Origin of the sequence: Streptomyces sp. NPDC029044, assembly GCF_040637495.1 — a bacterium.
In the GTDB taxonomy this organism is placed as follows: Bacteria; Actinomycetota; Actinomycetes; order Streptomycetales; family Streptomycetaceae; genus Streptomyces.
Genome location: NZ_JBEZWN010000006.1, coordinates 231,216 through 249,891 on the forward strand (window position 1 = coordinate 231,216; position 18,676 = coordinate 249,891).

The 18,676-nt window shown below is 67.1% G+C and carries 14 protein-coding genes; 8 read left to right on the forward strand and 6 right to left on the reverse strand.

Translation table 11 applies throughout. The annotated features are described in order from the left end of the window. Positions 1-19: 19 nt before the first annotated feature. Positions 20-466 (forward strand): hypothetical protein, encoded by a 447-nt coding sequence (locus AB0E85_RS08635; protein WP_361924026.1) that lies wholly within the window; start codon positions 20-22, stop codon positions 464-466. On the opposite strand, the gene AB0E85_RS08640 is transcribed toward AB0E85_RS08635, so the two are convergent. Beyond that, positions 463-828 (reverse strand): hypothetical protein, encoded by a 366-nt coding sequence (locus tag AB0E85_RS08640; RefSeq protein ID WP_361924028.1) that lies wholly within the window; start codon positions 826-828, stop codon positions 463-465. The genes AB0E85_RS08635 and AB0E85_RS08640 overlap by 4 nt on opposite strands. A 1,448-nt stretch (positions 829-2,276) precedes the next feature. Between AB0E85_RS08640 and AB0E85_RS08645 the strand changes: the two genes are divergently transcribed. The 4 genes from AB0E85_RS08645 to AB0E85_RS08660 all read left to right on the forward strand — a co-directional run bounded on the left by AB0E85_RS08645 (position 2,277) and on the right by AB0E85_RS08660 (position 4,709). Next, positions 2,277-3,446, forward strand: coding sequence for a S8 family serine peptidase (locus AB0E85_RS08645; protein ID WP_361924030.1), 1,170 nt, complete (start codon positions 2,277-2,279; stop codon positions 3,444-3,446). A gap of 93 nt (positions 3,447-3,539) precedes the next feature. Continuing rightward, positions 3,540-3,878, forward strand: a complete 339-nt coding sequence (locus tag AB0E85_RS08650; protein WP_361924032.1) for a WXG100 family type VII secretion target — start codon at positions 3,540-3,542, stop codon at positions 3,876-3,878. A 71-nt stretch (positions 3,879-3,949) separates the two neighbouring features. Continuing rightward, positions 3,950-4,252, forward strand: a complete 303-nt coding sequence (locus tag AB0E85_RS08655; protein ID WP_361924034.1) for a WXG100 family type VII secretion target — start codon at positions 3,950-3,952, stop codon at positions 4,250-4,252. A gap of 106 nt (positions 4,253-4,358) precedes the next feature. After that, positions 4,359-4,709 (forward strand): DUF4333 domain-containing protein, encoded by a 351-nt coding sequence (locus AB0E85_RS08660; RefSeq protein ID WP_361924036.1) that lies wholly within the window; start codon positions 4,359-4,361, stop codon positions 4,707-4,709. Between the two features lie 763 nt (positions 4,710-5,472). Here the strand turns inward: AB0E85_RS08660 and AB0E85_RS08665 are convergent. The 4 genes from AB0E85_RS08665 to eccCa all read right to left on the reverse strand — a co-directional run bounded on the left by AB0E85_RS08665 (position 5,473) and on the right by eccCa (position 13,076). After that, entirely contained in the window at positions 5,473-6,150 is a 678-nt protein-coding gene (locus AB0E85_RS08665; protein ID WP_361924038.1) for a hypothetical protein, read from the reverse strand. Further along, positions 6,143-8,317, reverse strand: coding sequence for a hypothetical protein (locus AB0E85_RS08670; protein WP_361924040.1), 2,175 nt, complete (start codon positions 8,315-8,317; stop codon positions 6,143-6,145). Before AB0E85_RS08670 ends, AB0E85_RS08665 begins: the two co-directional genes overlap by 8 nt. Positions 8,318-8,322: 5 nt before the next feature. Next, entirely contained in the window at positions 8,323-8,772 is a 450-nt protein-coding gene (locus tag AB0E85_RS08675; protein ID WP_361924042.1) for a hypothetical protein, read from the reverse strand. Between the two features lie 329 nt (positions 8,773-9,101). After that, entirely contained in the window at positions 9,102-13,076 is a 3,975-nt protein-coding gene (eccCa, locus tag AB0E85_RS08680) for a type VII secretion protein EccCa (protein ID WP_361924044.1), read from the reverse strand. 322 nt (positions 13,077-13,398) lie between these two features. Between eccCa and eccD the strand changes: the two genes are divergently transcribed. Beyond that, positions 13,399-14,904 carry a type VII secretion integral membrane protein EccD gene (gene eccD / locus AB0E85_RS08685; protein ID WP_361924072.1) on the forward strand — a complete coding sequence of 502 codons (1,506 nt, stop codon included), beginning with the start codon at positions 13,399-13,401 and terminating at the stop codon, positions 14,902-14,904. A gap of 303 nt (positions 14,905-15,207) precedes the next feature. On the opposite strand, the gene AB0E85_RS08690 is transcribed toward eccD, so the two are convergent. Further along, positions 15,208-15,501 carry a DUF397 domain-containing protein gene (locus AB0E85_RS08690; protein WP_361924046.1) on the reverse strand — a complete coding sequence of 98 codons (294 nt, stop codon included), beginning with the start codon at positions 15,499-15,501 and terminating at the stop codon, positions 15,208-15,210. Positions 15,502-15,769: 268 nt separating this feature from the next. Between AB0E85_RS08690 and rpsO the strand changes: the two genes are divergently transcribed. Both rpsO and AB0E85_RS08700 read left to right on the forward strand, forming a co-directional pair. Beyond that, the gene (gene rpsO, locus AB0E85_RS08695; RefSeq protein WP_003993372.1) at positions 15,770-16,057 is read left to right on the forward strand and encodes a 30S ribosomal protein S15; all 288 of its coding nucleotides are present in this window, start codon (positions 15,770-15,772) and stop codon (positions 16,055-16,057) included. Between the two features lie 286 nt (positions 16,058-16,343). Then, positions 16,344-18,560, forward strand: coding sequence for a polyribonucleotide nucleotidyltransferase (locus AB0E85_RS08700; RefSeq protein ID WP_361924049.1), 2,217 nt, complete (start codon positions 16,344-16,346; stop codon positions 18,558-18,560). The last annotated feature ends 116 nt before the right edge of the window (positions 18,561-18,676 follow it).

Genomic DNA, 18,676 nt, shown 5'->3' on the forward strand with positions numbered 1-18,676 from the left:
GGGAACGGGGAGGAAAGGCATGCTGCCTGCGGAGGGTTTCAAAGTCGGCTTGGAGGCGCTGGGAACCTTCAAGAAGCGTGTCGACGCCGTGCTCTCCACATTCGAGGGTTCACCCGGCAGCCCTCAGAAAATCGCGGCGCACGCCCTCTCCGAGGCCTCTTTCAGCGGCTCGGGCGGCTTCGCCGAGGCCAAGGGCCTCCACAGCCAGTACGAGCGCGTCCACGAACGTCTGACCGCACTCTCCAAGAACCTCGGCCTTCAGATCGAGGCGATGCAGATCGCCGTCATGGGCGCGGGCGGAAACTTCAGCAACATCGACGAGGAGGAGCGGCGGCGGTTCTGGGAGATCACGACTGACATCGGCCGTCAGCACGAGGAAGCGGAGCGGGAGCGGGCAGCGGCGGAGGCCGCGAAGCGGGGCGAGGCCGCGCCGAAGAGCAACGACGAGCGGACGGTCACCTACTAGTGAGCGACAAGCAGAATCCCCAGGAACCGCACCAGGCGGAGAAAGATCAGGCCGCGGCGCAGGTCAACGTCATCGACATTGTGAGTGGCGCGACAGGGGTGGCCCAGCTCCTCCCCTTCGGCTGGAAGGTCCCCCGTGTCTTCGGCAAGACGAATTTCGAGGGCCACGCCCTGAACGCCATGATCGACATGGTCGAGTCCGCAAAGCCGGAGGACCTGGAACTCGCGGGCACTGCCCTGCTGAACGCCCAGACCGCCATCGAAGAGGCCGCCGAGGAACTCGAAGGCCACATCACCCGGGTCGACTGGGAAGGCGAGTCCGGCGAGGCCTTCCGCAAGTGGGGCGCCAATCTCGTCCTCCACGCCCGCAAGCTCGCAGCCTTCGCCGACGCAGCGGGCACCCAGATCACGGCAGCGGCCACGGGCCTCGCCTCCGTCCGCAGCGCCATGCCGCCCCGCGACACCCGAGAGGACCCCAAGGCGGTCGCGGACATTCCGACGCCCAAGCAGATCGAGAGCAACGCGGAGTACGCGGCTGCGGTCAAGGCCGAGAAGGACCGCCAAGAGGCGATCAACCAGATGAACCGGTTGGCGTCCTTCTACGCGGTGTCGGAAGAGATCATGGCGGCGCAGGAGCCGCCTACGTTCGAGCCTATGCCGGATGTGGGGGTGCCTAAGCCAGCGCCGGGTTACGCAGCCCCCGTCATCACGGGCGATGAAGTGCAAGGTAATGGGGGGCTCGGGGCTGCTCGAGAGTCAGTGGCGGCCGGACAGGAGTCGTCGAGCACGACGTCAAGCCATTCACGTTCAGGGGGCATTGCCCCACCGCTCAAGCAGGTGGATGACTTGCCCATCGCTTCAGAGGGGAACGTCGGTACTAAGATCGACAGCGTTGGCACTCTGTCGCCCCAGGAAGTCGCAAGGCCGACGACCAGTGCGGCGCCGACGATGACTGGCCCCGCTGGCGGAGGCGGAGGGACAGTACCTCCCTTTCCCGCCGGCACGGTTCCACCTGCCCATAGCGGATTGGCCGGCCGCACCTCGGGTTTCGGCGGAGCGAACGGCAACAGGGCCCCCATCTCGGCTCAAGGACGTACAGGCACTCCGAGCGGCACCGCCGGCGGTCGCGGTACCACTGGTCCGATGGGGCACGCCACCACCACGGGGCAGTCAGGTGCTCGAGGTGGCAGCGCTTCCCCCATGGGCCGAGGCGTCTCCGGCGGAATGCCACGCGCTGTCGGAGGGCCGACGGGCGATCGCGCCAGCGGTGCGAGTGCCTCAGGTGCGGCGCGCGGTAATGGAGTTGTCGGAGGAAGGCCCGTTACAGGCCCTCAAGGGACGACCGGTTCCAAGGTCCCGCGCGGTACGGTCGTCGGCGCTGGCGGCAACACTGGCTCCCATGCGCCCGTCGGCCAAGTTGGGCAGCGTGGAGTGATCGGAGCGCCGAACTCCACCCCTGGCGCTCGACCGGTCCAGACTGCGCGTCCCGCCGCGGGCAATGCCGACGGCGTCGTCGGTACACCCAAGGGGCGAACCCCAGCAGCGAGAAGCGGTGGGCCGACCGGAGGCGGCGCAGGCGCGCCGCACGGGCGCACGGGAAGCCGACGAAACACGAACCGCAGGGATCGTGAGGGTGAGTCCCAACCGGAGACCCCGCGACGCAACACGCCACCAGTGACTGACTGATCAGAGCGAGGATCTACAGCGGCATGACAGGGACCAGCCCACGTGGCGGATTGAGAGCGTTCTTCGCTGGACGTGCCGGAAGACGGGTGTCCACCGTGTGCGCGGCACTCGGTGTTTTCGCAATCATGTCTTCGGGCCTGGCTCCGAGCGCGATCGCCGTCGACGTCCAGTCGAAGCAGTGGTATTTGGACGCAATGAACGCTGACGCGATGTGGAAGATCAGCACTGGCAAGGGCGTCAAGGTTGCTGTGCTGGACACTGGCGTAAATCCACACACGTCTTCCCTCAAGGGCCAGGTACTCGGACGCGCGGTGCCTAAGGCGGTCTCGTATAACGCCACCACGGACTACAACGGCCACGGAACCAGCATGGCGGAGTTGATTGCCGGGACCGGCGCAGGCGGCGGCTTGCGGGGCCTAGCACCCAGCGCGAAAATTGTCCCTTATAGGGTGCTTGTCAAGGGTGTCAAGAACGCCACCGACAAAAGGAAGACGCCTTCGGTCGAGGATGCGATCAGAGCTGCTGCCGATAGCGATGCCCAGATTATCAGCATGTCATTCTCCGGAGATATCATCGACCCGGACGAGGAGAAGGCCATCAAGTACGCCCACTCCAAGGGCAAGTTGCTGTTTGCCGGCACCGGCAACGACGCTGAATCCAAAAACTATATCGGCTATCCGGCCGCCTATCCTTATGTCGTCGGGGTGGCTGCCGCAGATGAAGAAGGGGAAGTCGGGAAGTTTTCGGAACACGGAAACTATGTCGACCTGGGGGCTCCAGGCCTCAACGTGCCCTATTGGTGCGACGCGACTTTCCGCTCGTATTGCGACGGCGGCGATGGAACAAGTGTGGCAACGGCCATCGCCTCCGCCTCAGCCGCCCTCATCTGGTCCGCACACCCCGACTGGACGGCCAACCAAGTCCTGCGCACCATGATCGATACAGCTGGTCGCACATGGGCGAAGGGCGAGCGGAGCAACTACCTCGGCTACGGCGCCGTCCGCCCCCGCAAGGTGCTGGAGAACAGCGACATCAACCCGGGGTCGGCCGCCACCGACCCCCTCAGCTTCGAGAACGGAACCGGCGTCACGGGCGTCACCGCTTCACCTTCCGGTCCCGCATCAACCTCGTCACAGGCCCCCAAAAACCCTTCTGGCGGCCAGACTTCGGCGTCAGGATCGACCTCGGAATCGTCCGACAACACCACGACGTGGGTCGCGCTCGGAGCCGCAGGGGCGGTCCTGGTGATCGGGGGCGGTGCCTTCGCGGTGATCCGCTCGCGGCGAAAAGCATGACGACTCACGCACATCAACCGGTCACACGGGACCTCTCCGGCGCGACGACGCGCTCGGAAACGAACCACAGCTCTTACGAAGGGAAGTGCCGAAATGGTCGACCGCAAGCTTAATGAAAGCGACGTACAGAGGCTTCAGACCGAGGTCGTCGATCGATACGACAACATCAGGGGATCGCTCGCGAAGCTGCAGGGCACGATCGACATGATCGAGAAGGCCTGGAGGGGCCAGGGCGCCCAGGCGTTCAACACCAAGCAGACGGAAATCAACCAGCACATGGTCGCGATCGGCAAGATGCTCGATGACTTCCTCGAGGGCATCAACCTGAACAAGACCGACAAGCGCAACCTCGAAGACCAGATCGAGGCGGACCTCAAGCAGATCGCGGTGGACGATCTCGGTGGAAAGACTTCGGCGCTCAACAGTTACTGAGCCTACTGACGATCCGCACCGCTGTCCGGGCTGCGCAGTCCGGCTGACTTGTGCACAGAAACGAGGGAAACATGTCCGGAGCCCACTACGACGAACTTGCCGTCACCTACGGCACGATGGATGCGCTCGCCACGGAACTCGGCAACCAGGCAAAGAAGCTCGAGGAGGACCTCGAGGCCCTGAAGCAGGCCGTGCTCAACGTGTCCGCGGGCTGGGGCGGCGAGGCGTACGAGGAGTTCCAGAAGAAGACCAAGCAGTGGGACACGCACGCGCGCGGCATCCACCAGGCGCTGGTCAACATCTCGCAGCGAGTCCGCACCGCCGGCGGTGACTACCGAGGCGGTGACCTGAAGGGCGCCAGCTACTTCCAGTAGGAACGCAGAGTCTGCGAAACCAGGGTGGGCACGCACGGGAGGTGCCCACCCTGTGCTGTGTGCTTCCTGGCTTTTCTTGTCATGACCTCAAGATCGGAGTTCTCCCATGGCCACAACGCGGTCGTCCGCAGCGATCTCGATCCTCCCGGCCTTAGCCGCCAGCGTGCTGCTTGTCGGCTGCTCAGCTTCGGTCAATATCGGGTCGACGGCAAAAATGTCTTCGGACAAGCTGGCCACCATAGTCGCCGAAAGGCTCGCCGCCACAACGGGCCGGCCGAAGCCGCACATCACCTGTCCCGAGGACCTCGCCGCCAAGGTCGGGACCACCACCCGGTGCAAGCTCACAGCGGCCGACGGCAGCACCTTGGGCGTAACGGTCAAGGTGTCTTCCGTCGAGGGGGACCAGATCAACTTCGACTTCAAGGCCGATGACACGGCTTCCCCGGCTGCGCATTGACCCCTGCGTCTCTACACACTGGCGTCTCGCCGCGTGATACAGCGGCGATGGCATACGGCTTTGCTCAGGACGGCTCTCGACTACGTACCGCCCGCCGAGTACGAACGCGACTGGTGGCGCCAACAGGAAGCCCCCCAGTCCGCCTGAAACAAGATCACCGGACTTCACGAATCTCGGGGCAGCTCACCCTCCGTGGCCCCGGCATTGAAAGTGATCCAGAACCAACCTTCAGCCGTCGTCGAGACGTCAGCCCCGCCGAACGGCGCAGGCGAGTGCCCGAGCTCCTGCCCACTGGGGCCGGCGTCTGGACGTCGTTACGACAAAGAGTCAGGGTCGACGGAAGGCGGAGGTGGTGGCGGAGGCGGATAGGGAGGCCGCGCCGGGATCCGAGCCCTTGGGGGCATCGGCGGCGGAGGCGGTTTGGGGTCCAATGACTGCCGGGGGCGTGATGGCAACTTTTGAGGCGTGGGTGGTGGGACCGATGGCGGCGGAGGTGGGGGCGGCTCTAGCGCTGGCAGTACTGGGCCGCCCGCACGCAGTCGTTCGATGGTTTGCTCTGCGCGGCGGCGGGCGTCGGGAGCGTCGTCGCGTTCGTAGAAGCGGGGAAAATCTCGGCGGCCGAGCGCGTCGGTGAACAGCGGCTTGTAGCCGAGCGCGTGGGCAATCGCCGCCATGCGGCGACATCGTTCAGCACTCGTGGTGTAGGGAAACTGCAGTTGTACGCGGCCTCGTCCGTCGAAGTGTCTGATGATCTCCTCGTCTGTCATGTGTGGTCCTCGTAGCGGGGTAGTTTCTCAGGAAGAGTGCGCGAATTCTGGCATTCAGCCATCTGGTAAGTGTGCTTGGTAAGCTGATAGGCGAAGTCGGTTACCGCTTGGCGAAGTGTTGCTCCAGAAGCCCTTCCGTGCCCGATCACGCCGGATTCGGCGATGATCGCGTAGGTTTCGTTCGCGTCCTCGGCCCGGACTCCGCGAGGGATGCAAGGGATATAGACGGAGGAGCTGCCACTGCTCGAGTCGAGCTCGGCCGATGCCTCGACGCCACCGACGGAAACGCGTATGGCACCGCCATCCGCACTCGACCCGTAGTGGTTGAGCCACTGCTGCAGTGAGGCGTCTTCGACGCGCGCCATGCCGGAGAGAATTGAGCCCGCGCTGGTGTGTATGTGGCAGGAGAACATGAGATCCTCCCTCTCGTGCCGCTGGTTGGATCCCTCCTCCGCCGTTCGCGTGGACGGGAGTGTCCTGATCACAACTTGGCGATCGACGGCCCCATCGCACACCTTGGGCGGCAGGCGCTCAAGTCCTTTGGTGAAGATATGCACGTATCCGAACCAGGCAGCAGCGCCTACGAGACAGAGCACCGTCAGGGAGATGACAAATCCCTTGGCGGTGTACTCAGAGGTGGCAGACCGTTCCTTGTTTTTAGTGCCCCTATCCACTCTGACGCTCCTTGGATCGGTTCAGGAATTCACTGGCGTCGTCCCAGCCCTGATTGACAGCGACGCGGACGGTGTCGCTGGTCCCGTCCTTGGGGAGATTTACGTGATGCTCCTCGAGAGCGTCCTCGGTCGACCATTGTGTCTGCTGACTGACCGAATCCCGCATGTCGTAGAGGTCTTTGGCGCTCGTATACAGGGCCTCATCCCGAGCGCCTTTCAGCTCTTGCCCCTCGACGAAGCGATCAACGGCCAAGCCGACGACCCCGCCAGCAAAGCCTCCGACTGCAGCGCCGGCCGCCGCGTGACTACCAGGAAATAGGGAGACGGATCCATAGCCCAAGCCGGTCGCGATCCACGTCTTGATGAAATCTCCCTTCTTCTTCAGAGCGTCATTGTAGTCGGTCTCCCCATCAATGGCGGCTTGAACACTTTTATCCGCCACGGAATGCCCGACGATTCCCTCGATGATGCCTGCATTTCTGCCGATGTTTTCGAAGACTTGATTGCGCGGGCCGTCGAAAAGAGACGGATCAGATAGGTGCGCGTCCAAGAGCCCGCTGGTGTATACGCTTTCACCGATGATGATCCCGGCTCTTCCTGCAGGGTCCAGAGAGACCGCAGAAAGGAATCGCGTCACGTCTGCCGTGTTCAGCTCCTCCGGAAGTTCGCTGTTTGTGAGGAACACTTCCGAATTGGGGCCCCCGAAAGCCCGGCTGATCTCCGGCATATAGGAAGCCGCCATGTTCCCAAGGCTTTCACCCAGTCCGTTGCCCACCAGGTCCGAGCCTCCCCCGGGCTGTGCCACCGCGTTCATGATGTTGGCCATGATCTGGACCTGCGCGGTGCTGTGAGGCGGGGCCGCTGATGTGTAATCACCGGCGGCGACCCCTGTTACTGCGGTTTCCAGAGCCCGCCCAAGAGCCTCACCGCGGTCGGTGTACCTGGTCGTGCCCAGCATGTGATCAAGGTCCGTCTGGGATTCGAACGCGTGCACCGCCGCCTCGGGATTGTGGGAAAGGCCCTCGAAAAGCCCTTCCAAAGGATCCCGCCCATTGCCATCACCGAAAACGAGGTCGAGTGAGTCGTACCCCTTAACCCAAAGGTCGTCGGTGCCGGCGTCCCCCGCTCCCTTGTCCGCCTTGAACAGCTTCTCCCGGTAGCTGTCGAGGAATTCCGTGTCGTACACGCCCTTACGCATGAGGCTGCTAATGACCTGGGAACCGAGGGCGCCGACAGGGCTGGGTGAGTTTGCGGCGACAAAGTTCGTGTTGCGCTCGGCAACGAGGTCCTTTTTCCAGTGCTGCATGGCGTCCGAATCCGAGAAGGACGCCGTGGCCAGGGTCAGGCCGAGGTTTTGCTGCAGGCTCTTCATAGTCTCGAGTTCCGAGCCCGTGGCGCCGGCATGGGCGGAAGTCATCTCGGTCCAGAACTGGAGCGTCCCCTTGGCCCCAAGGCCCTTCGCGAACTGTTCCGCGAACAAAGGGTCGGCCTTGTACTTCTCCATCGTGCGATCGAAGCTGGCGATGTCACTGAGGCTCATGTCGGATGGCTTCTTGGCCATCTTTGCCAGCTTTTCTGCCGCCGCGACAGCCTCGGCTGCGGAGTCTCTGTCCGAGTAGGAGGCGTCGCTGAATCCGTACTTCGCTTGGTCGACGATAAGCCTCAGGGCCTTCGCGGCACTGTTGTCGCTTTGCGTCGCCTTGGCCAGGATGCCTTCGATCTCCTCGCGGAGGGCGTTCACTGCCTTCTGATCCGCCGCTCCGGTTTTTCCGCTGGGGTCGGATGCCCAGTCGGGCCGGGTGTTCCCCGTAACGGTGAATGTGCCCTCGCCAGTGTCGATCACGGTCATGTTCTGCTGGGTGCCGCGCGCGATCGCCTCGGTCAGCTGGGTGCGGTATCCGATGAGCTCACCACGGGTGTCGCTGAGGATCTTGGCGATGGAGCTGGCCTGCGTGTGAGCGTCGGCGAACTCGGCGGCAGTCCTGGTGATGAACTCGCGGCTGACGGACGCGTTGACTCCCACCCAATTTGCCTTGTCAGCCTTGGACTTCAGGTTGCTCTCGGCGTCCTTCTGCAGGTCCGACAACTTCTTCGTCATCTGTTCCCAGTCGGTGATCGCTTCACCGAGCTTCGCGAAGTTCCCGTGGCGCAGTGCGTCGAGGTCCATCGGCGTCAGTGGCCCTTCCGGTCGTCGAAACCCTCGTCGAGCAAGGCGATGCTGCTGACCGTGCCGGCAATGTAGGACTCGTCGGCAGCATGCTGGTTCTTGGTGAACCGCAGGTGGTTGGAGATGTGGGCACAGGCGTCCAGCAGGGTCCTGGTCTGCTGACTCCAGCGCTCCGTCACATGCTCCAGCGCGCCTCCCAGGGCGAATCCCTCCCGTCTGAGTCCGCCGGCGGCCGCTTCAGAGGCCACGCGGGCGTGGCTGCTGTAGGCCGTGAAGTCCGTGAACAAATCATGGGCCGCCTTACCGACCGCCGCGAGGTCCTTCTGACTTGCTACGAGGTCACCCTGGGTGTTGCTTCCCCCTTGGTCGGCCGGGTACTGGTTCAGCTGCATCTTCGTTCTCGACTGCTGCTCCGCCGCCTCGGACTTCAGCTGTTCCCACTCATCCCACGCCATCGGTGTGTCCTTCCCCCCGGTTTAATGTCGTCCGAGTCGCTACTCGACCTGCACAAGCCCTTGTGACTGGCCCGCTCGTCTCAGCCCTCAAGCCCATCAGGCTCGATGAATCAAGGCTGGTGAACCACCACACGGTTATGACGATCATCACCGTCGCGAGTGACAGCAGGAGGATTCGTCGCGCTCTGTACCTCGCTTCTGATGGTCCGTTCGCCTCAGCGTCACTGAAGCGGCGTGCTTGAGAGCGCCACCACAGCACCCTCTGCTCGACCAGCACCACCCCGCCGAGCCAGCGGGCAAGCAGAAGCATGAAGACTCTTACCCCGCCATCAGAACTCCCCTTCCGGACTCAACCCCACCTGCACCAACGGCCTCCCCCTCCGCCGAGACACAAAGACCCCCCGCCCCGCAGGCATGGGCCGCGGCCGCACCCCACCGAGCAGATCCCCCTCACCCGGATCGCCGGCCAGCACAACCCCCTGCGCCCCAAGCTCCTTCACCCGCTGCATGAACGCCTCGTACGACGCCCGCCCTGCACCCGCCGTAGACCGCGCGATGATGAACCGAACGCCCACATCCCGTGCGAACGGCAACAGCTCCGTCAACCCAGCCAGCGGATTTCCACTCGACGTGGCCACGAGGTCGTAGTCGTCGATGACGACGTACACCGTGGGTCCGCGCCACCAGCTCCGCTCCCGCAGCTGCTGGGCCGTGACGTCGGCTGTCGGTGTGCGGCGCTTCATCAGGTCGGCCAGGGCGGCCATGTGGTGGTCCATGGAGTTGGACATGGGGATGTACTCGGCGAGGTGGGACGACGGCGTCACGTCCAGCAGGGAGCGCCGGTTGTCGATGACGAACAGCTTGGCCTCGTCGCCCGAGTAGCGCTGCGTCAGCTGGTGGATCAGCAGCCGCAGCAGGTTCGACTTGCCCGACTCGCTCTCGCCGAACACGAGGAAGAACGGGTCCTGCTCGAAGTCCACGAAGACCGGTTCGAGGTTGTCCTCGTCGAGGGCGAAGGCGACGCCGCGGCGTGGGAAGCGATCGCCCGGAGGGAGCTGATCGGCTGGGAACTCGCGCGGCAGCAGACGGACTTGGGGGGCGCCCGGGGCCTGCCAGTGGCGGGATACCTCGGTCGCGAGGGCGGCCGTGGCGTCCGCCAGGTCCGTACCCGAGGTGAGCCCGTCCATGCGCGGTACCGCCGCCATGAAATGCAGCTTCTGCGGCGCCTGCCCGCGGCCGGGAACTCCCGCCGGGACGTTGGCGGCGACCTTGCGGTCCAGCTCGGAGTCCATCGTGTCGCCGAGCCGCAGCTCCAGGCGGTTCATCAGGTGGTCCTTGAGGTTGGCCCTGACCTCCATCGAGCGTGACGCCGTCAGGATCAGGTGGATGCCGTAACCGAGACCGCGCGCCGCGATGTCGTGGATCACCTGGTCCATCGCCTCGTAGTCCGCGCGGAAGTTGCCCCAGCCGTCGATGACCAGGAACACATCACCCCAGGGCTGATCCGTGACCGCGATCTCGCCCCGGGCCCGCCTGGCCCGGAAGTCCGCGATCGAGGCGATGCCGGCGGAGCGAAAGTACTCCTCGCGACGGTTCAGCACGCCGTACACCTCGGCCACCGTGCGCCGCACCCGCTCCGGATCCAGGCGTGAGGCGACCCCGCCCACGTGCGGCAGTCCGGCCACCGCGGCCATGCCGCCCCCACCGAAATCAAGGCCGTAGAACTGCACTTCGTACGGCGTGTGCGTGAGCGCGAACGCCGAGATCAGAGTGCGTAGCAGTGTCGACTTGCCGGACTGCGGGCCGCCGATGATCTGCATGTGGCCGGCCGCGCCGGAGAAGTCGACCCAGAGCGGGTCGCGGCGCTGCTCGTAGGGCTTGTCCACCAGGCCCGCGGGTACGACCAGGCGGCCGGCGCCCTCGTAGCCCGGCTGTGTGAGGCCGCGGCCCGGTACGGCTGTGAGGCCGGGCAGGAGTTCGTCGAGCGGCGGCGGACTGTCCAGCGGCGGCAGCCATACCTGGTGTGCCGCCGGACCCTGGGCCTCCAGCCGGCGCACGATCACGTCGAGCACCGTGTCGGCGAGCGCGTCGTCGACCTCCGGGCCGTCCGAAGCCGACGGGTGCTGCTGGGGCACAGCCAGGTACCGCACCGGCACCTCGGCCGCCGTGAACAGCACCGGCCGCCGGTCCATCGGCAGCGGGCCGCCGCTCAGCGCGGTGCGCTGGGTGCCCGAGCGGTACACGCCGGAGACGTACGCCGCTTTGAAGCGCACCATTTCGTCCGTACCGAATTTGAGGAGGCCGGAGCCGGGGACGTTCGGCAGCTCATAGGCGTCCGGTACGCCGATCGCCGCGCGGGACTCCGCGGCGGAGAAGGTCCGCAGACCGACGCGGTACGACAGGTACGTCTCCAGACCGCGCAGGCGGCCTTCCTCCAGGCGCTGGGACGCCAGCAGCAGATGCACACCGAGCGACCGGCCGATGCGGCCGATCTGCACGAACATCTCGATGAAGTCGGGCTTCGCCGTCAGCAGCTCGCTGAACTCGTCGATGACCAGCACCAGCGACGGAATGGGCTGCAGGGCGGCACCGGCCGCGCGGGCCTTCTCGTAGTCGTGGATGTTGGCGTAGTTGCCCGCGTCGCGCAGCATCTCCTGGCGGCGGTTGAGTTCGCCGCGGATGGAGTCGCCCATGCGGTCGACCAGGGTGAGGTCGTCCGCGAGATTGGTGATGACGGCCGCCACGTGGGGCATCTGCGCCATACCGGCGAAGGTCGCGCCGCCCTTGAAGTCCGCGAGGACGAAGTTCAGCGTCTCCGACGAATGGGTGACCGCGAGGCCCAGTACCAGCGTGCGCAGCAGCTCCGACTTGCCCGAGCCGGTCGCCCCGACGCACAGGCCGTGCGGGCCCATGCCTTCCTGCGCGGCCTCCTTGAGGTCCAGCATCACGGGGCGTCCGTCCTCGCCGACACCGATCGGCACCCGGAGCCGCTCCGCGAGCGACCGCGGCCGCCAGGTGCGCTGGGTGTCGACGGACGCGGCGTCACCGAGGTTCAGCAGATCGGTGAACTCCAGGTTGGCGAGCAGTGGTTCGTCGTCGTCGCCACCCGAGGCCATTCGCAGCGGGGCCAGCTGCCGGGCGAGGGCTTCGGCGGACTCGTAGGAGAGGACGTCCGGAGTTCCCTCGTAGACGACACCGTGCCCCGACTCCAGGTGCAGCGTTTCGGGCCGTACGACGATGGAGAGTTCGCCGCCGCCCGTGCTCAGATCGCCGGGGACGACCTCGAGGACGGTGACGCCCTGGAGACCTTCGGGATTGGCCAGGACCGAGTCCGGCGGCAGGGAGAGGCCGTCGAGTACGACGACGATGTGGGGCTCCTCCGGAAGGGGCGCCGCGTTCGGGTGGAAGCGCGGGCGGCCTGTCAGCCGGGTGGCGAGCAGGGTCTCCAGCTCGTGGCTGTCGCTGCCGATCAGCCTGCGGCTGCCCGCTCCGTCCACGGCCCCGGGGGCCTGGACGTGCGGCAGCCACTTGATCCACTCCCAGTGGGGCAGTTCCTCGCGGCCCGCCGCCACCACGATGAGCAGATCCTCCGGGGAGTGCAGCGCGGCTAGCGAGCCGGCCATGGCCCGGGCGGAGGACCGTACGGACTGCGGATCACCACTGAGCGTGACGTGGTAGAACGCACGCAACGAGACCGCCATCGGCAGGTCGTCCAGGGTGCTGTGGACGGCGAGGAAGCGCTGCATCGCACCCGCGGTCAGCGGCTCCAGCTGCGCGACAGGAGCGGTCTCGGGGGCGATGAGGGCCCTGGCGAGGGCCTGCGAGCCGAGACCGATGCGGACCTGGGCGAAGTCCTCGTCGCCGGGGCGCCGTTCCCACACCCGGCTGCCCTCGGCGACCAGGGCCCACAGCTGTTCGGGGGAGGGATGCAGGAAGTACTGCGCGTCACGCTGTGCCTTCGCCGTGTCGACGGCCGTGAGGCGGGTCTGTCCCAGGTAGTTCAGGTAGTCCCGGCGCATGTCCGCCAACTCCCCCTGGGAACCCCGGCGGAAGCGGATCACCATCGCCACGGACATGGCGATCGTCGACGCGATCATGATCATGCCCATGATCCTCATGAACGGCTGCCCGCTCGTGAAGAAGAAGACCACCGAGCCACCCATGCCGAGCGTCGGCAGGAGTTGCATCAGCACGCTCTCCCGGTGTCCCCGCGGCAGTTCGGGCGGAGGCTGCAGCACGATCTCCTGCGTGGGCACTTCGGACGGCAGCACCCGAGGCGGGCGCTTCACGACGATGTGGCTCACTGGCATCCATTCCCTCGACTAGCCCGAGAGTCCGTCCGCCGCCCCGTGTCAGGCGGACGCAGGCCGCCGCGCGATCCTACTGACTGCAAGGGGGGCAAGGGGCGATAGGGTGCCGGAAGTTCGCGTGGGCACACGCGAGTTGAGCCGGAGCAAACGGGGCATTCCGTGAGATCCGGCGGGCTGCGGAACCCTGGCTGCGGCACGCGGGGCCGTTCCCACGACCTCGCCGGACGGCCGGTCACAGGGGACGAGGGGCAACCGCGCAGGATTCCGTACCCACCGTGGGTAGAAAATCATCACTGAGGGGGAGCAGCAGGTGAGTATGACGGCCTCCGCGGCAGCCACCGGAAGGGGACCCGGTACGGGAACTCCCGCCGGGGCGGGCACGGGTCTCGGTTTCTGCCGCGTCACCATCGTCGCGCCCGACAGCCGGATCGACGTGGCGCTGCCCGACGACATCCCGGTCGCCGACCTCTATCCGGAGATCCTGACCCTCACCCGGCAAAGTCCCGCCGAAGGCGCGCCCGTCGGCTACCACCTGGTCCGCCGGGACGGCACCGTCCTCGACAGTGCCCGTTCCTTCGCCGCCCAGCGCATCCTCGACGGCGAACTCCTCGCGCTGCGCCCGTTCTCCGAGTCGCTGCCGCCCGCTGTCTTCGACGACGTCTCCGAGGCCGTCGCCTCCGCCGTGACCAGCGAGCGCACCTTGTGGAGCGGCGACCTGACGCGCGCGGCAGGTCTCGTCGGGGGAGGCGTACTGCCGGTCCTGCTCGCCTTCGTGGCCTGGATGGGCGACCCGCTGCACGACATGCACGGCCTGCCCGGCATCCTCGCCGGCGTCGCCGGTGTCCTCCTGGTCGTGCTGGCCTGCGTGCGCGCCCGGGTCTACCACGACCGGGCGTCGGCCATCGCCCTGGGGCTCGGCGCCCTCCCCAACGTCGGCGTGGCCGGCTCGGGGCTCCTGCCGCTCGCCGACGGACAGGGCATCGGCCGGCTCCAGTTCCTCCTCGCCTGCGCGGCGGTGCTGCTGGCCTCGGTCCTGCTCACCCTGTGCTCACCGAGCGGGGACGGCCCCTTCGTCGGCTTCGTCGTCGCCTCCGCCATCGGCCTGATCGCCGTGTTCGCGGCGATCCTCGCCGACTGGACGCCTTCCGAGATCGCCGCCCTGTGCGCCCCGGTCGCCGTCGGAGGCCTGGCCTTCCTGCCGGGACTGTCGATGCGCTTCGCCCGGCTCCCGATCGGCTTCGACACCCCGGACACGACCCCGCGCAGCGCGTACGACACGGATCCCGCCCCCCAGGAGCCGGTCGACGCCGAGCGGGTCGCCGCCCAGGCGCGGCGTGGACACGAACTCCTGGTGGGCCTGGTGGGCGGCTGCGCGCTGCTCGCCGTCGGTTCCTCGGCGGTCCTCGGGTTCTCCGAGAACGTCTGGGCCCAGCTCCTGGCCCTGGCGACCGGCCTGGCCATGCTGATGCGCGCCCATCTCTTCCGGTACACCGGCCAGGTGGCCCCCGTCCTGGCCGCCGGTCTCGCCTCTCTCGTACTGCTCGGTCTGGGGCTGGCACTCAATCCGCCGCACTCGATCGTCCGCGAGGCCCTCACGGGCGACCGCAGCGCCCTCGACCTCCGGACTATCTGGCTCGTCGCTGCGATCGCCGCGGCGGCCGCGCTCGTCACGGCGATCGGATTGATCGTCTCGCGCGGCGGCCTCACCCCGTTCTGGGGACGCTTCCTGGAGATCGCCGAGGGCTTCGTGCTGCTGACGCTGGTGCCGCTGACCCTGGCGGTGTTCGACGTGTACTCGGCAGTCCGCTCGATGACCAGCTGACCCCCGCCCAGCCGACCTGCGTGTTCACCCCGTCCGTCCGGGCGGCGGGATCCACCACACCCACGGGAGGCGTCCAACGACGCAGCGGGGCGTCGGTCCGCCGCTCAACGAAGCAGCGGCGGACGCAAGGCCACCGCCGGACCCGCTGCCCCACTCGGACGGGGCGCGACCGCCACGACGCAGTGCCGCACGGGGGCTCGCCGGCTCGGTCCCCGGGTCACCGAGCCGCACAGGGGGCTCGCCCTCGCCGGCTCGGTCACCGGGGAGCGCCCGATGACCCGGTGAGCGCTCCGGTGCCCACCGTCACTCCGCGCCAGGCCCCCCCTGGCCGGGCGGGGACTCAAGATCGAACTCCCCGTCCCGCGCCCCCAGCACGAACGCCCGCCACTCCGCCTCCGTGTAGCGCAGCACCGTGTCCGGGTCGAGCGACGACCGCATCGCCACGGCCCCCTCGGGCAGGTAGGCGATCTCGACCCGCTCCTCGTGCCCCTCGGTGCCCGGCGCGCTGTGCCACTCGACACCGGAGATGTCCAGGGCGTAGAGCTCGTCCCGCTCCCGCTCCTTGCGCGCCTTGATCTCCTCAGCCGTCTCCGCCATGCCGCAGCGACCCCTTCCCGACGTACGAACGATCCGAATCTGCTCACCCTAGTGGCCCCCTCCGCTCCGGCCGGGGGGTTCGGACGACCAGGGCAAAGAGGACCCCGGCCGCCTGGTACCCTGGTCGACGGCCGTTTGTGTACGCACCCCCGGAGCCCACGGCTCTGGAGGCCGCGCTCAGCGGATCCCCGCCTTCCGAGTCATGGAAGCTCCCCCGAGACACAGACCGGGGGCACTCGGTGGCCATCACAGACTACGAGGAGTACGCGTGCCGCTCGACGCCGCTACGAAGAAGCAGATCATCACCGAGTTCGGCCAGAAGGAGGGCGACACCGGCTCCCCCGAGGTCCAGGTCGCCATGCTCTCGCGCCGCATCTCGGACCTGACCGAGCACCTCAAGACCCACAAGCACGACCACCACTCCCGCCGTGGTCTGCTGATCCTCGTGGGTCAGCGTCGCCGCCTTCTCCAGTACCTGGCGAAGAAGGACATCCAGCGCTTCCGCGCGCTGGTCGACCGCCTCGGCATCCGCCGTGGTGCGGCGGGCGCCAAGTAAGACGCCGTGAGGGGAGCGGTTCCCGGAGAGTGGGGGCCGCTCCCTTTGCTGTACGTGCGGAGTGCCGCCACTGCTTTGTAGTGTGGTAGCACAACGCAATACGGACGACACAGCACGACAAGAAGAGGAGAGGCGCACCCAGCCGCCGCCGGTCCTCGGTAGTGGCCCCCGGGAGAGCGAACCCCGGGTGCTTCGATCGAAGACCGGCCCGCACAGCACGGCGCGCTTCTCCGCAACCGTCCTTCTGCCACACGGGCAGGGGGACGAGGACGAGGAGAAAACGCTAGTGGAGAACGAGACCCACTACGCCGAGGCCGTCATCGACAACGGCGCCTTCGGCACCCGCACCATCCGCTTCGAGACGGGCCGCCTGGCCAAGCAGGCCGCCGGCTCCGCCGTGGCGTACCTGGACGACGACACCATGGTGCTGTCGGCCACCACCGCCTCCAAGAACCCCAAGGACCAGCTCGACTTCTTCCCCCTCACGGTGGACGTCGAGGAGCGGATGTACGCCGCCGGCAAGATCCCCGGCAGCTTCTTCCGCCGCGAGGGCCGTCCCTCCGAGGACGCGATCCTCACCTGCCGCCTGATCGACCGCCCGCTGCGCCCGTCCTTCAGGAAGGGCCTGCGCAACGAGATCCAGGTCGTCGCCACGATCATGGCGCTCAACCCCGACCACCTGTACGACGTCGTCGCGATCAACGCCGCGTCCGCGTCCACGCAGCTGGCCGGCCTGCCCTTCTCCGGCCCGATCGGCGGCGTCCGCGTCGCGCTGATCCGCGGCCAGTGGGTGGCCTTCCCGACGCACACCGAGCTTGAGGACGCCGCGTTCGACATGGTCGTCGCGGGCCGCGTCCTGGAGGACGGCGACGTCGCGATCATGATGGTCGAGGCCGAGGCCACCGAGAAGACCATCAAGCTGGTCGAGGGCGGCGCCGAGGCGCCCACCGAGGAGGTCGTCGCCGCCGGTCTGGAGGCCGCGAAGCCCTTCATCAAGGTGCTCTGCAAGGCCCAGTCGGACCTCGCCTCCAAGGCCGCCAAGCCGACCGGCGAGTTCCCGATCTTCCTCGACTACCAGGACGACGTCCTGGAGGCGCTCACCGCCGCCGTCAAGCCGGAGCTCGCCTCCGCGCTGACCATCGCCGGCAAGCAGGAGCGCGAGTCCGAGCTGGACCGCGTCAAGGCGCTCGCCGCCGAGAAGCTCCTGCCGGAGTTCGAGGGCCGCGAGAAGGAGATCTCCGCCGCGTACCGCTCGCTGACCAAGACCCTGGTCCGTGAGCGCGTCATCAAGGAGAAGAAGCGCATCGACGGCCGCGGTGTCACCGACATCCGCACCCTGGCCGCCGAGGTCGAGGCCATCCCGCGGGTCCACGGTTCCGCCGTGTTCGAGCGTGGCGAGACCCAGATCCTGGGCGTCACCACCCTGAACATGCTCCGCATGGAGCAGCAGCTCGACACGCTGTCGCCGGTGACGCGCAAGCGCTACATGCACAACTACAACTTCCCGCCGTACTCCACCGGTGAGACGGGCCGCGTCGGTTCTCCGAAGCGCCGCGAGATCGGTCACGGTGCCCTCGCCGAGCGCGCCCTGGTGCCGGTCCTGCCGACCCGCGAGGAGTTCCCCTACGCGATCCGCCAGGTCTCCGAGGCGCTGAGCTCCAACGGCTCGACGTCCATGGGCTCGGTCTGCGCCTCCACCATGTCGCTGCTGAACGCCGGTGTGCCGCTGAAGGCCCCCGTCGCCGGTATCGCCATGGGCCTGATCTCCCAGGAGATCGAGGGCGAGACGCACTACGTCACCCTCACCGACATCCTCGGTGCGGAGGACGCCTTCGGCGACATGGACTTCAAGGTCGCCGGCACCAAGGACTTCGTGACCGCCCTCCAGCTCGACACCAAGCTGGACGGCATCCCGGCCTCCGTCCTGGCCGCGGCCCTCAAGCAGGCCCGCGACGCCCGCCTCCACATCCTCGACGTGATGATGGAAGCGATCGACACGCCGGACGAGATGTCCCCGAACGCCCCGCGGATCATCACCGTCAAGATCCCCGTGGACAAGATCGGCGAGGTCATCGGCCCCAAGGGCAAGATGATCAATCAGATCCAGGAGGACACCGGCGCCGACATCACGATCGAGGACGACGGCACGATCTACATCGGCGCCGTCGACGGCCCCTCCGCCGAGGCCGCCCGCACCACGATCAACGGCATCGCCAACCCGACGATGCCCGAGGTCGGCGAGCGCTACCTGGGTACGGTCGTGAAGACCACCACCTTCGGCGCGTTCGTCTCGCTGCTCCCGGGCAAGGACGGTCTGCTGCACATCTCGCAGATCCGCAAGCTCGCCGGCGGCAAGCGCGTGGAGAACGTCGAGGACGTCCTCGGTGTGGGCCACAAGGTCCAGGTCGAGATCGCCGAGATCGACTCCCGCGGCAAGCTCTCCCTGATCCCGGTCATCGAGGGCGAAGACGGCGACGAGCAGAAGGACGACGGCGACAAGTGACGTCCCGCGGCTTCCAGGCGACGGCCCGCACCTCCCGGAGCCTCCGCAGGTCACCTCGGCACCCGAGCGCCACGCCTCCGACAGATGCTTGAGCCCGGCCGCCTCGCACGCGCCCT

Coding starts and splice junctions, on each gene's coding strand:
- AB0E85_RS08635 (WP_361924026.1), top strand. CDS start 20: ATGCTGCCTGCGGAGGGTTTCAAAGTCGGCTTGGAGGCGCTGGGAACC.
- AB0E85_RS08645 (WP_361924030.1), top strand. CDS start 2,277: ATGTCTTCGGGCCTGGCTCCGAGCGCGATCGCCGTCGACGTCCAGTCG.
- AB0E85_RS08650 (WP_361924032.1), top strand. CDS start 3,540: ATGGTCGACCGCAAGCTTAATGAAAGCGACGTACAGAGGCTTCAGACC.
- AB0E85_RS08655 (WP_361924034.1), top strand. CDS start 3,950: ATGTCCGGAGCCCACTACGACGAACTTGCCGTCACCTACGGCACGATG.
- AB0E85_RS08660 (WP_361924036.1), top strand. CDS start 4,359: ATGGCCACAACGCGGTCGTCCGCAGCGATCTCGATCCTCCCGGCCTTA.
- AB0E85_RS08670 (WP_361924040.1), bottom strand. CDS start 8,317: ATGGACCTCGACGCACTGCGCCACGGGAACTTCGCGAAGCTCGGTGAA.
- AB0E85_RS08675 (WP_361924042.1), bottom strand. CDS start 8,772: ATGGCGTGGGATGAGTGGGAACAGCTGAAGTCCGAGGCGGCGGAGCAG.
- eccD (WP_361924072.1), top strand. CDS start 13,399: ATGACGGCCTCCGCGGCAGCCACCGGAAGGGGACCCGGTACGGGAACT.
- AB0E85_RS08690 (WP_361924046.1), bottom strand. CDS start 15,501: ATGGCGGAGACGGCTGAGGAGATCAAGGCGCGCAAGGAGCGGGAGCGG.